Source organism: Domibacillus sp. F004 (assembly GCF_057814295.1).
This window is the reverse complement of sequence record NZ_JBVATB010000001.1, coordinates 495,002-508,190: the sequence shown is the minus strand read 5'-3', so window position 1 is coordinate 508,190 and position 13,189 is coordinate 495,002. Positions and strand designations below refer to the sequence as shown.

General features: G+C 38.8%; 14 protein-coding genes. 7 read left to right on the top strand and 7 right to left on the bottom strand.

Going from position 1 to position 13,189, the window contains the following annotated elements:
• Positions 1–10: 10 nt before the first annotated feature.
• Positions 11–940, bottom strand: coding sequence for a response regulator (locus tag ACZYRN_RS02715; RefSeq protein ID WP_488909952.1), 930 nt, complete (start codon positions 938–940; stop codon positions 11–13).
• Positions 941–944: 4 nt separating this feature from the next.
• Positions 945–2,174: a sensor histidine kinase gene (locus ACZYRN_RS02710; protein ID WP_488910532.1), complete on the bottom strand. Its 1,230-nt coding sequence runs from the start codon at positions 2,172–2,174 to the stop codon at positions 945–947.
• 485 nt (positions 2,175–2,659) lie between these two features.
• Between ACZYRN_RS02710 and ACZYRN_RS02705 the strand changes: the two genes are divergently transcribed.
• The 4 genes from ACZYRN_RS02705 to modB all read left to right on the top strand — a co-directional run bounded on the left by ACZYRN_RS02705 (position 2,660) and on the right by modB (position 6,375).
• Positions 2,660–3,925: a cation:dicarboxylate symporter family transporter gene (locus ACZYRN_RS02705; RefSeq protein WP_488909951.1), complete on the top strand. Its 1,266-nt coding sequence runs from the start codon at positions 2,660–2,662 to the stop codon at positions 3,923–3,925.
• Between the two features lie 205 nt (positions 3,926–4,130).
• On the top strand, positions 4,131–4,691 hold the full coding sequence (locus ACZYRN_RS02700) for a sugar O-acetyltransferase (protein WP_488909950.1): 561 nt from the start codon (positions 4,131–4,133) through the stop codon (positions 4,689–4,691).
• A 207-nt stretch (positions 4,692–4,898) separates the two neighbouring features.
• A complete protein-coding gene (modA, locus tag ACZYRN_RS02695) occupies positions 4,899–5,714 on the top strand; it encodes a molybdate ABC transporter substrate-binding protein (RefSeq protein WP_488909949.1) in 816 nt (271 codons plus the stop codon).
• Positions 5,695–6,375 carry a molybdate ABC transporter permease subunit gene (gene modB, locus ACZYRN_RS02690; RefSeq protein WP_488909948.1) on the top strand — a complete coding sequence of 227 codons (681 nt, stop codon included), beginning with the start codon at positions 5,695–5,697 and terminating at the stop codon, positions 6,373–6,375. Before modA ends, modB begins: the two co-directional genes overlap by 20 nt.
• Positions 6,376–6,431: 56 nt before the next feature.
• Here the strand turns inward: modB and ACZYRN_RS02685 are convergent, their stop codons facing one another.
• The gene (locus ACZYRN_RS02685) at positions 6,432–6,758 is read right to left on the bottom strand and encodes a YnfA family protein (protein WP_488910531.1); all 327 of its coding nucleotides are present in this window, start codon (positions 6,756–6,758) and stop codon (positions 6,432–6,434) included.
• Positions 6,759–7,329: 571 nt separating this feature from the next.
• On the opposite strand from ACZYRN_RS02685, the gene ACZYRN_RS02680 reads away from it, so the two are divergent.
• Genes ACZYRN_RS02680 through ACZYRN_RS02670 form a run of 3 tightly spaced genes read left to right on the top strand, consistent with a single transcriptional unit; the run spans position 7,330 to position 9,692 of the window.
• Positions 7,330–8,328: a multicopper oxidase domain-containing protein gene (locus ACZYRN_RS02680; RefSeq protein WP_488909947.1), complete on the top strand. Its 999-nt coding sequence runs from the start codon at positions 7,330–7,332 to the stop codon at positions 8,326–8,328.
• A gap of 16 nt (positions 8,329–8,344) precedes the next feature.
• Positions 8,345–9,511 carry a ZIP family metal transporter gene (locus tag ACZYRN_RS02675; RefSeq protein ID WP_488909946.1) on the top strand — a complete coding sequence of 389 codons (1,167 nt, stop codon included), beginning with the start codon at positions 8,345–8,347 and terminating at the stop codon, positions 9,509–9,511.
• 16 nt (positions 9,512–9,527) lie between these two features.
• Positions 9,528–9,692: a twin-arginine translocase TatA/TatE family subunit gene (locus ACZYRN_RS02670; RefSeq protein ID WP_488909945.1), complete on the top strand. Its 165-nt coding sequence runs from the start codon at positions 9,528–9,530 to the stop codon at positions 9,690–9,692.
• A gap of 229 nt (positions 9,693–9,921) precedes the next feature.
• Here ACZYRN_RS02670 and ACZYRN_RS02665 read toward each other — a convergent pair whose 3' ends face one another.
• The 4 genes from ACZYRN_RS02665 to ACZYRN_RS02650 form a co-directional block, all read right to left on the bottom strand.
• Positions 9,922–10,836: a cation diffusion facilitator family transporter gene (locus ACZYRN_RS02665; protein ID WP_488909944.1), complete on the bottom strand. Its 915-nt coding sequence runs from the start codon at positions 10,834–10,836 to the stop codon at positions 9,922–9,924.
• Between the two features lie 77 nt (positions 10,837–10,913).
• On the bottom strand, positions 10,914–11,363 hold the full coding sequence (locus tag ACZYRN_RS02660) for a disulfide oxidoreductase (protein WP_488909943.1): 450 nt from the start codon (positions 11,361–11,363) through the stop codon (positions 10,914–10,916).
• On the bottom strand, positions 11,356–12,048 hold the full coding sequence (locus tag ACZYRN_RS02655) for a DsbA family protein (RefSeq protein ID WP_488909942.1): 693 nt from the start codon (positions 12,046–12,048) through the stop codon (positions 11,356–11,358). Before ACZYRN_RS02655 ends, ACZYRN_RS02660 begins: the two co-directional genes overlap by 8 nt.
• Complete coding sequence (locus ACZYRN_RS02650) at positions 12,045–13,094, bottom strand: flavin-containing monooxygenase (protein WP_488909941.1); 1,050 nt, start codon at positions 13,092–13,094, stop codon at positions 12,045–12,047. The genes ACZYRN_RS02655 and ACZYRN_RS02650 overlap by 4 nt, the downstream gene beginning before the upstream one ends.
• Positions 13,095–13,189: the final 95 nt, after the last annotated feature.

The window sequence follows — 13,189 nt, the reverse complement described above, 5'->3', positions numbered from 1 at the left end:
CTATTCTTTCTCACATATCTTTGTATAACCGTTTCGCTTCAAAATAGAAGACTTGGATAAACTTCTTCATATTGACTTTCGTAGGTGTAAAAGACGTCGATGACTCTTCCTGAAGTTCCCTCATCTTTTGACGAACGACCATAAAATCAAAGAATTTTGATGCGTAGTTCTCAAATTTCAGATTAGCATAGTCTGTCAAACCAAGAGAAGCAAAATGAATGAGTGAATGTGTAATAGCTCTTCGGATTCGCTGTTCAGAAGCTTTCGTTTCCCTCGTTATATCCATTTTTGAAGCAGATGATCCCAGCTTTTTTTGAGCAACCTTTGTAAATAGCTCTTTTAAGGAAGGGAAATTTTGGTCAGTAGCCTGTGTATGTTCATACGTAAACAAGCATTCAAGAATGTCAATTAAATCCTTCGATCCATTCTTCCCAACAATACCAAGCTCCGCTAATAAAAACTCTCCGATGTTTACAATGCTTTTTTCATTACTTGCAGGTGACTGTACTGCCTGATCCTCTAAATTTAACAAGCTGCTAAGGGATGTTTTGATTTCCTGAATGGATTTTTCAAGTTGGATTCGTTCCATCACTTTTCGGATGACCGTGACTATTTCAATTCGATTAATAGGTTTCATAATATAATACTCCACCCCAAGTGCATAGGCCTCGCTGATTAGTTCCTTTGATTCCACTTGAGAGATCATGATGATTTTTCCATTAAATTGTCCGTCAAGATGGCGTATCGTCTCAATTCCATCCTTAACAGGCATCAATAAATCAATAAAAAGAATGTCAACTTTTTGTATAGTCAAAAAAGAACCTGTTAGCTGATCGCCATCCGATGATTCTCCAACCACTTCCCCTAAATCCTCATCTTCAATGATTTGACTTAAGATAGACCGAATGGCTTCATCATCATCCACAATAAAAAACCGCATAAAATCAACCTTTCTGAATCAACTGATGGATGGGCAATTTTATGGAAAACACGACCCCATCTGTTTGGTTTTCAAACACAATGTCACCGCCAAAGCTTGTAACAGCTTCTTTCACATAGGCCAGTCCAATGCCTGTAGATGGATTTCCATGTTTGTCATATTTTGATGTAAAACCAGGTTCAAATACAACTTTTTTGTATTTTTCTGGAATGAATGAGCCACTGTTATAAACGTTACATTCAACCATTTTATCCTGTTCAAGCACTTCGATATGAATGCTCCCGCTCTCTTCTATCGCTTCTACTGCATTAGCAGCTAAATTATTAATGAGCGACAAAACCGTGTAAACATGATAATCTGAATGGTTTCCTTTAATAGAATACGTAAAGACAATTTGTTTTCCAAGAGAAAGTGAATATTTTTCGTTACTATGAACAATTAATTGAATTAATTCCACTATACTCATGTAGTCTTTATCGCTTTCATTCGTAATTAATTTCGAAAGCCCGGCAAAAATTCGCTGATTGTCTTTTTTAATCTCATGGATCTCCCCGGCAACTCGAAGCATTCTCTGACTCATTCCTTTGTCAATCTCTTTTAAAGAACGATATAACTGATACGATTCTTTTGTTACGGTTTCTGCATTTTTCAATGTTTTGTTCAAATAAACAGCTTCTTCATACAGATTAGAAATAAGCATCAGCATATGCTCATTTTGCTTTCTAATGTGTTTTTCCCTTGATTGTGCCTCATATAGTTTCACCATATTAAAAAAACTTACCACAATAAAACAACGGATAAATGCGATCATTACCATATCGATCACTTCACTAAATGAAATAGTCGATTTCAATACTAGATATTCAAGCAGAAGTTCTATCCCATTAGATACAAGTTCCGTAAAAAGGCCAATAAGCCCGATTAAAAACGACCAGTTGCGAAATCGTTTTACGTCTACTAGTTGAAATAAACAGGCGTACGTAAAATAAAAGAAAAACGTTGGAAAATGATGTTGAAAAGATAACCATGCATTTTCCATATTCCCTGTAATGAGATCAAGGGTGACCCGGAAAAGAACAACGGCTGCACCCGTCAAAAAACCGGGCAATATAAAAGACCCTTTTTGTAAAAACAATAAATAGAAAAACATCACAGGTGCACCAAAACCGATACGAAACGTTTCGTTAAATGGATAAAACTTCAACTCCCCCGCAAGCGGTACCGTAACGATCATAAGTACAATAATGTAAATATCCTTCTTTATAAATGAATGAAGATGAAAGATCACATCTCACCTCTTTTATTTAACTGAAAAGCAATATACAACCCTTTCACTATTATAACAACAACGTTTCCTTTTTTAAAAACCGCTCTGCTGTCGACATTGTTGATTTTTGACTCATTTTCGCTCTAGCTCGATGAAACGTTTAAAGAAAGCTTGCTCGCTCTTTCGTTTCATCGAGCTGGAGCAACCTTTCAACTAGGAAAAAATAAGCAAAAAATCGTTTGATCAACAATAAGGTTTAACGTATCCTTAAAAATTGTAGATTTTTTTGTCATTATTCGTATGATTCCGTAGGTGCTGCTTTACATTTATAACATACCGATACGGCCTCTTGAAAGCGCTTAATATTTTACTAAGACTGACAGGTGTGACTCTTTCTTGTACGGAACAAATACTGTTTAAATCTATATTAAATGATCGAAAGGACTGATTGTTTGAAAAAGGTTAGTTTAGCTTGGCAAATATTGATTGGTTTACTAATAGGGATTGCAGTAGGAGCTATCTTTTATGGAAATCCTGCTGTTCAAACCTATTTACAGCCTATTGGAGATATATTTATTCGATTGATTAAGATGATTGTCATTCCGATCGTCGTTTCTAGCCTTATCATTGGAGTAGCGGGTGTAGGGGATATTAAGAAATTAGGGAAACTAGGCGGAAAAACGCTTCTCTACTTTGAAATTATTACAACGTTTGCGATTATTATCGGTTTATTTGCTGCAAACCTTTTTCAGCCTGGTGCCGGTCTTGATATGGGTTCTTTAGAAAAAGGGAATATCGATGATTATGTCAGTACGACAGAGGAAGTACAAGGTCACAGCTTTGCTGATACGTTTGTCAACATCGTCCCTGACAATCTATTTGAATCGCTTGCTCAAGGCGACATGTTAGCTATTATTTTCTTTTCGGTCATCTTCGGTCTTGGTGTGGCCGCTATCGGAGAAAAAGGGAAACCGGTTCTCCAATTTTTCCATGGTACAGCGGACGCCATGTTTTTTGTGACCAATCAAATTATGAAATTTGCTCCGTTTGGTGTATTTGCTCTTATCGGTGTAACTGTATCCAAATTTGGACTAGCTTCACTCATTCCTCTTAGTAAGCTCGTCATTTTAGTATACGGTTCTATGTTCTTTTTCATTGTAGTGGTATTAGGATTAATAGCAAAGCTTGTAGGCGTAAATATCTTCCACTTGTTTAAAATATTGAAAAACGAATTAATCCTTGCTTATTCAACAGCAAGCTCTGAAACGGTTCTGCCAAAGTTAATGGAGAAAATGGAGAAATTCGGCTGTCCGAAAGCGATTGTTTCCTTTGTTATCCCAACAGGATATTCCTTTAACTTGGACGGTTCTACACTCTATCAGGCGATCGCGGCTCTTTTTATCGCACAAATGTATGGAATTGATTTATCTATCGCTGATCAACTATCCTTATTGCTCGTCTTAATGGTGACATCTAAAGGGATTGCCGGAGTGCCTGGCGTATCCTTTGTCGTATTACTTGCTACGCTGGGAAGTGTCGGTATACCAGCTGAAGGGCTCGCTTTCATCGCTGGCATTGACCGTATTTTGGATATGGCCCGTACTGTGGTCAATGTTGTCGGAAACTCTTTAGCAGCAATTATTTTATCCAAATGGGAAGGTCAATATAATCCTATAAAGGCAAAGCAATATTTAATAGATTTAAAAAAGGCTGCTTAAAAAAGCCGACCAGCATGAAACAGAGATCATTATTTATAGGATAGTTAGTCACATTGGACTAATTATCCTTTTTTATTTGTATAAAAGCCTCATTGTACAAACGGTCCTCTGGTAGAATGGAAAAAAGAATAAAATGCTGAAAGAGGAAAATAAACGATTACATAAGAAAGAATACATAATAGAACTCATTAAAGGAGCTATATGAATGAAAACAGAAAAGGAAAAAATGGTGAATGGAGAGCTGTACAATCCTGCTGACCCTGAATTAGCAACTAAACGTGAAGAAGCACGGCGCAAAACAAGACTGTATAATCAAACTTTAGAGACTGAAATAGATAAACGTACTAACCTTTTAAAAGAGCTTTTCGGTTCAACGGGAAAAGGCCTGTCGGTGGAGCCAAATTTCCGCTGTGATTATGGTTTCAATATTCATGTAGGTGAAAATTTCTATGCTAATTTTGATTGTGTCATTTTAGATGTTTGTGAAGTAAGAATTGGCGATAATTGTTTCCTTGCTCCCGGGGTACACATTTATACAGCCACCCATCCACTAAATCCATACGAACGTAATTCTGGTGTAGAATACGCAAAACCAATTACCATTGGTCACAATGTTTGGATTGGCGGCAGGGCTGTGATAAATCCAGGAATTAATATAGGGAGCAATGTCGTTATTGCATCCGGAGCAGTCGTGACAAAAGATGTACCGGACAATGTCGTTGCAGGTGGAAATCCTGCAACAGTAATCAAGCAAATAGACATATAAATTGTTTCTCATTCAAAGAAGGCACATAGTAGACATATCTACTATGTGCCTTCTTTTTGTTTTTATATGCTTATCTGATCTAACACTTGTTTTTAATTCGATCAAAAACATACATGATGATCGTTAAATAACGAATACGGCGTTATCCAGTGTTAAATAGGATATAATTAATTCTATAATTATATTTTAATAGAAGAGGTGAGAAACTTGCGAAAAGAGTTGATTTTGGTTATTTCTTTCTTATCGTTACTTATTTTTGCAGCAGCATGTTCTACTTCAGACACAGATCCATCTGCTGGCAAGAAAGAAACGGCATCTGAAAATACGGAAAAAGTAGAATTAACCGTTTCAGCTGCCATTAGTGTAAAAGATGCCATGACGGCCATTCAAAGTACATATAAAAAAGAACATCCTGAGGTGGAATTGACATTTAACTATGGTTCTTCTGGTGCCCTGCAGCAGCAAATTTCCCAGGGAGCACCTGTTGATCTCTTTTTCTCCGCTGCAGAAGATAAATTTAATAGGCTGGTAGAGAGCGGGGATATTTCAAAAGAGGACGGAGTAAATCTTGTAGGGAATGAATTAGTCTTAATTGTCCCAAAAGAAGAAAAGCCCATCATCGAAAGCTTTCAAGATCTGGCAAAAAAAGAGGTACATAAAGTATCAATTGGAATTCCTGAATCTGTACCTGCAGGGAAATATGCAAAGGAGTCCCTTGAAAAGATGGATGTATGGAACCGGATGGAGTCGAAAATAGTATATGCGAAAGATGTACGTCAAGTATTATCCTATGTAGAGACGGGAAATGTGGACGCTGGGATCGTATACAAAACAGATGCGCTCATTTCCGACAAAGTAAACATCATCGCAACAGCTGACCCTGAAACTCATACGCCCATTATTTATCCAGTCGGCATTATCAAGAACACTAACCATTACAAAGAAGCAAAAGATTTTTATAGCTATCTACAAAGCGACGAAGCGATGAAGGTGTTTAAAGACTATGGATTTACTACTGAATGAGGCTTTAAGGCAAGAATTATGGAGTCCAATATGGCTGTCTTTGAAAATAGCGAGTGTATCAGGTATGATCGCCATCATAACAGGGACATTAACAGGGCGGCTTATGGCTCGAAAAACATTTAAGGGAAAAGCCGTTTTGGAAACGATTCTTATGCTTCCAATGGTTCTGCCTCCTACAGTCGTTGGATTCTTTCTCATTGTCATCTTTGGAAAGAATAGCATAGCTGGACAGGCCATTGAATGGCTTTTTAAACAGCCTATTATTTTTACTTGGTGGGCGGCTGTCATTGCTTCCACTATTGTAGCCTTTCCCCTTATGTATCAGTCTGCCAAATCAGGATTTCAAGGAATAAATGTGGAGATTGAAGAAGCTGCTCGAATAGACGGAGCAAACAAATGGAACGTTTTTTATTTTATTTCTATCCCTCTCGCTTCTAAAGCGCTTATTTCCGGAAGTATCTTAAGCTTTGCACGAGCGTTAGGTGAATTTGGTGCTACCTTAATGTTTGCCGGGAATATTCCGGGGGAAACCCAAACCATTCCTACAGCCATTTATGTAGCCATTGATTCTGGCAATATGACGATGGCTTGGCTTTGGGTGATTTCTATCGTGATTATCTCTTTTCTCATGCTTCTTACTGTCCAAATCAAACAAAAATAAAAAGAAAAGCTTGGCTGAAATACTGCCTTGCTTTTCTTTTTATGTAAACAGGACCCTTAATGCCTCGGTCCCCATAGCATGACCGAAACACCAGCCAAACAAATGACCGCACCAATCCAATCATACATATCAGGTGTTTTTTTATCTACTCCCCATCCCCATAAGACTGAAAGAACGATAAACACTCCTCCATAAGCAGCATAAACCCGTCCGAATGAAGGGAACGTTTGAAATGTCGCAATCACCCCGTACAAAGCTAAAGCCACTCCCCCAGCGATTCCCCAATAAAATGGCTTCCCTTCTCTTAGCCATAGCCAAATAAGGTACCCCCCGCCAATTTCCGCCAACCCTGCAAGGATAAATAAACCAATCGTATAAATGATAATAGCCCCTACTTTCAATAAACTATTTTTATAGGAATTATACAGTATTCTAGACTTTTATGGCTTTACATAAAACCGGAGAGAAATTTCATTTTTCTCCGGTTTTCTTATCAGCTAATTCAATCCTTTACTTTTTCTTAATAAATTCCTTAAAAGATAGATATTTCTGTACACTTGTTTGAGTGAAAGCTCTACCTCTACAGGCGCTATTATCATACATGAGTGAAATCCCTTTTCTCACGGCGGGTACTACCCCTATTATCTTGATGACCCGATTACCATTAGCATCTAGAGCATCAAATACTACGATAGACAGAAATTCCTCAAATAACTGTAACTAATAAAATAAAGAAATTCTTCATTTATTTCAATGTTATACATAATCTTCTTGTTTTCATCGTAAGAGTACTGAAAGAATGAACACTATGATAATGTGAATAACCATTTTCAACGGCAAGATTTTTTTCAATAAAATCAAAAAATTTATTGACGGAATACTCGTCCATGCCGCACAGTATAGCCATGCGCTAAAGAGTTTCCTTAGGTAAACTTTTTAAAAGGAGGGAAAGTTATGTCGGATGGAAAAGTATCACGTAGAGATATTCTAAAGATAGGTTCCGCTGGAGCACTTGGAGTAGCAGGCAGTTACTATTTGAATAAGTTTTCTGGAGTGCAGGGTATAGCTCATGCTGCCTCTCATACTTCTCATAGCAACCATGTGAATATGAACGATACGACTAAATCGGCTGGCTATAAAATGGCGGAACGTCTGTTAACTGAGTTTGATTATGGAAAAGTCAGCCTACTACCAAACGGGAAAACATTGCGGGAATATACTGTTGTCGCTATGGATAAAGAAATTGAAATCGCGAAAGGTATTAAGTTTCCAGGCTGGACGTACAACGGAACTATTCCAGGTCCAACGTTTCGCTGTACAGAGGGAGATTTGCTTCGTTTTCATTTTACTAACAAAGGAAGCCATCCCCATTCCATCCATTTTCACGGGATTCACCCTCCTGAAATGGATGGGCTCGAACCTATTCCTTCGGGTCAAAGTTTTACGTACGAATTCGAAGCGCAACCTTATGGATTGCAATTGTATCATTGCCATGTCCTTCCATTAGCAAGGCATATTCATAAAGGGCTTTATGGTAATTTTATTATTGACCCTAAAATACCAAGGGAAAAGGCACTTGAGCTGAATATGGTTATGAATGGCTATGACCTGGATTTAGACGGTGAAAATGAATTTTATACGATAAACGGCTATGCATTTGCCTTTATGAATCACCCTATTAAAATAAAAAAAGACCAGCTTGTTCGCATTTATCTTAGTAATTTAACTGAGTTTGATTTAATAAACTCGTTTCATCTTCATGCGAATTACTTTACGTATTCACCGACTGGACGGATGGATAATCCATCTCAATTTACCGATACCATCATGCAGTGTCAGGGAGAGCGCGGCATTTTAGAAGTAAGGTTCCCATACAAAGGAAAATACATGTTCCACGCACATGTGAGTGAATTTGCCGAGTTAGGCTGGATGGGCTTATTTGAGGTCGAATAAAAAGGAGGAATGCAACATGAAAATGAAATGGATCATTTCAGCGCTTGTTCCTCTCTTGCTATTGGTTGGAGTATTAGGATGGGTGTTGAAGAATGGTGCAGGAATTGAAAAAGATCCTGCTGCTCCTATTGAAGTGCTTAATATCGAAAGGATTAAAATGACCAACTCAGGATTTGAACTTTCCGTCAGCAATACGGGTCCCAAAACGCTTGAAATATCTCAAGTGATTGTGGATGATTCTATCTGGAATTTCACTGTAACGCCAAGCCCTGTTCTAAAACGTCTTCAAGATGGAACCGTCCTTATCAACTATCCGTGGGTAGAGGGAGACCCTCACTCGATTAAGTTAATTACCGCTAACGGAATCGTTATCGAAAGTGGAGTTGATGCTGCAACCCTTACCCCAGAGTTAAACTGGGATAACTTTTTAAATTACGGTTTTATTGGCTTCTACGTTGGGATTGTTCCCATTTCTTTAGGATTAATATGGTACCCCTTCATGAAACGCTTTAACCGGAAATGGATCAATATGATTCTTGCCTTGACGGTTGGTCTTTTATTATTCTTATTTATTGGTACTTTAGCTGATGGGTTTGAAATCGGTGCAGAAGCGCCCTCCATTTTACAAGGAAACATGGTCGTAATTATTGGAGCTGCGCTAACCTTTTTATTACTGATTGCGTTTGATCAATACCAGCGTCGGAAGCAAGAAGCGAAGGGCTATTCCCCATTTCGAGTATCACTTTTGATGGCTACTGGAATTGGTCTTCATAATTTTGGTGAAGGCCTTGCTATTGGATCTTCCTTTGCTCTAGGATCTGTTGCACTAGGCACCTTCTTAATCGTGGGCTTTACCTTGCACAATATAACAGAAGGAATTGGTATCGCTGCACCTTTGCTGAAATCAAAGCCCCGAGGAAGGGATTTTCTTCTACTTGGCACTGTTGCAGGTGCGCCGGCGATTTTTGGTACATGGTTCGGCGGGTTCATCTTTTCACCTATACTAGGTGCCTTATTTTTAGGTATTGGCGCAGGTGCCATTCTGCAAGTCATTTATGTCATTGCAAAAATGCTTATTGATGATCATCGTCTGCACAAAGAACCATCTGTTTCATGGCTAAATCTATCCGGGTTTACAATAGGGATGTTAATTATGTACTTTACTGCCTTTTTTATCAAATAGAAAAGAGGGGATTTTGATGGCTGGTCCAGGAAGTATTGCTTTAATTGGTATAGCTGCTCTCATTATATTTGGTCCTTCGAAATTGCCTGAGCTAGGGAGATCGCTCGGAACTACACTAAGGGAATTTAAACAGGCAACACGCGGGTTAATGGCGGATGATGATGAAAAACATACTAAATAATACCGAGCTAATCCTTCTAAATTTTTTTCTGACGACCTGACTGTTTATGCTGGGAGCGATGATTTAATATCTTCTTCCTATAATTAAGAGAGAATAATAAGAATCTCCTATAAAAAACAGCAATTGAGCGAGAAAAAACCGGAAAGAAATTCAATTTCTCTCCGGTTTATCTTTATTTATTAATCATTGATAAGACACCTAACTTTTTTTTGGAAGATCACTGCATCTTTTAATTACAATGATCTCCTGATGAACAACCTTCTCCGCCTTCTTTATCGATTTGAATAGTAACATGATGCAAATGAAATTCTTCGAGAAGAAGTTTTTTCGCTTTTGATAATACCATTTGATCATCTTCATCCTGATCGACTACTAGATGACAGCTGAGCGCTGGAAAATCGGATGTGATAGACCAAACATGCAAATCATGAATCTCTCTTACTTCATCCAGTGAAAGCAGCCCATTCTTTACTTCTTGAATATCCATATTTAAAGGGGCACCTTCCATTAGAATATGGAAGGAATCTCTTGTTACACGATACCCGCTGATGACAATCAAGATGGCCACAATAATACTGGCGATCGGATCCGCCAAATACCAGCCAAAAAACATAATGAGTATGGCGGCAATGATCGCTCCGACCGATCCAAGCATATCACCGATGACGTGTAAAAAGGCACTTCTCACATTTATGTTTTCGTCTTTATCGCCTCTCATTAAAATAAAGGCAGCCACAATATTGATGACTAAACCAAGAATAGAAATGATCAGCATCCCCCCACTGATAACCTCAGGCGGATTCATCAATCTTCGGTATGCTTCAAAAAAGATATAAACGGATATGGCCATGAGTGTGATGCCGTTAATAAAGGCAGCCAGTATCTCAAAGCGTTTATAACCATATGTTTTTTTGTCCGATGCTGCTCTTTGTCCGAATGTTAAAGCAACATAGCTAAGACCAAGTGCAGCTGCGTCGCTTAACATGTGCCCCGCATCGGAAAGCAATGCCAGACTGTTTGTCATAATCCCACCGATCACTTCCACAATCATATATGAACTGATTAAGAAGAACGCCCATTTTAAAGCAGATTTATTACTGCTTCCATGTTGATGACCATGATCATGTGAATGAGAATGTCCCATTGCTTTTCACTCTCCTTTTTGCATTTTCAGCCATTTAAAATGTGAAGGAATCGACAGAGACTTTTTCATGAACTATATTATTTGCTCTTACTTTTCCGAACATTCATATGCAAAAGAACCATGAAGATGCTAATCAGCGTGAATGCTGTTAGTGCTAAAAAAGGAATCGTGACAAAGCCAAACCAATTAATGTACTGCATATTACATGGAACTCCCTGAACACAAGGCTTAACCTCAGCAAATCCCGGTACCTTTTGCACAAGGTAATGGTAGAAAGAGACCGCTCCGCCGATAAGGGACAACGGAAGCACATATTTCTTTAGATGAATTTCGTTGTAAAACGCCGCAATTCCCAGAATAATGGCCAAAGGATACATAAAAATCCGCTGAATCCAGCAGAGCTCACATGGAACAAATCCTTTAATCTGACTGAAATATAAACTTCCAAGCGTAGCGACAATCGAAACGATCCATGCTGCATACAATGCATATTTTTGAATAAAGGACTCTTTTGATGGATTACTCATCAGCTGCTGATCCTTCTTCAATTAACGATACAATTTTTTCATAGTCAAACGGATCTTCCAACATGACGCCATCAATAATGATTGTTGGGGTATAGGGAACATTAAATTCTTTTACCAAGCCATCATCTGTACTCACTTGTTCCGCTACAGATGTTGCTTCCGAATTTAAATCAGCTTCCAACTGCGCCAGATCTACTTTCGGTGCTGTTGCTCCTGCTATTTCTTTCATCTTATCTATGGTTACCCATGGATTATCATGCTCCTGTGTGGCCGGCTGTGCGTCAAATACTGCTTTATGGAATGCCCAGAATGATTCCGGATCTTGTTTGTAGACAGACTCGGAAGCCAGTGATGCTAGAATAGATTCTTCTCCATGAAACAGCACATTGATATATGAAAATTTTGCTTTTCCGGTGTCTACATAGTCTTCCATCAATTTAGGATATATCGTTTCGCCCCACTGTTTGCACGATGGGCATTTATAATCGCCAAACTCGACAATGGAAACAGGTGCATTGGCGTCTCCTAAAGTTGGCTGTCCCTCAATGGGAGGATGCCCTTTACTGTTCGTTGTTTGATCTATTTCCTGTGCCGTTTCATCTTCTCTATTTATAAACAACACAAGGCCAACGAGCGCGGCAAAAAGAATAAGTGTCGAAATCACGATTTTTTTACTGTTTTTCATAAAGTACCTCCACTTGTTTGTATGTATTCAGCAATATATTTAGCATCATCCCCGACCCCTTGAAGAAGTGCGGAACCGCGCCGATACTGCCACGGTAGTCCTAAAAAATATAGTCCTGCTGCTTGTGTGATGCCTCTTTTGTGTATCGGTTGTCCTTCATTATTTAACGCACCTTTCACTTCCAGCCAGCTGTAATCCAAAACAAAACCGGTGGACCAGATAATATTTTGAACTTCAAGCGTCGTCTGATCCTGAAAATGGATGATTGTGTCCTTCCCATCTACAGCTCTGCTTTTTTGTATCACGATCCCGCTTGCCAATGCCTCTTTTAATGGCAAACCGAAGATAGGATCTCCACTCGCCTGTATCTTTTTCGCTATCCATGAATGACTCGGAGCCTTCAATAATCCAAGCTTGTCAAACCACCAAAAGATGCTCTTATCTCCAATTGTCAGCGGTAAAAACTTCATTTTTTGACTGACCGACAAATAGGTTTCCCGTTCATTGGACAATTCCGCAGCAATTTGAGCACCGCTGTTACCACCGCCTACTACGAGTACATTTCCCTCTATAAGATCAGCTGGGTTCTTGTATTCGGAAGAATGCATTTGGATGATTTCCGGTGATATGCTTTGTGCAAAGGCCGGAATATTAGGTACTTGGAAAGGGCCTGATGCAATGATGACATTCTCTGATTCATACTCTTGATCCTTCGTTTGAATATGAAAATGGTTCTGTTCTTTCCAGACGCGCCTTACTTCTGTCTGGAGCTGAACCGGCAGTTGAAACGACTCCGCATATCTTTTTAAATATTGAGCGATTTCATCTTTTGGCGGAAACTCATGCGGATTCCCTTCCAGCGGGAGACCGGGTAAAGAACTGTACGTTCTTGGCGTAAACAGCACGAGAGAATCATACCGCTTTCTCCACCCCTCCCCGATTGCCTGATTTTTATCTAAAATAAGGAACGATTGGTTCATTTCCTTTAAATAATACCCCATGGACAGCCCTGCCTGACCGGCTCCTATAATGATGGTTTGATACATAGAAACACCTCCTGTCACCTTATGGATAAAGATAAATAGACTTTCTTTTTTACTATTTAAGTGCCCTTATGAATATGATTGAACTATCTCTTATG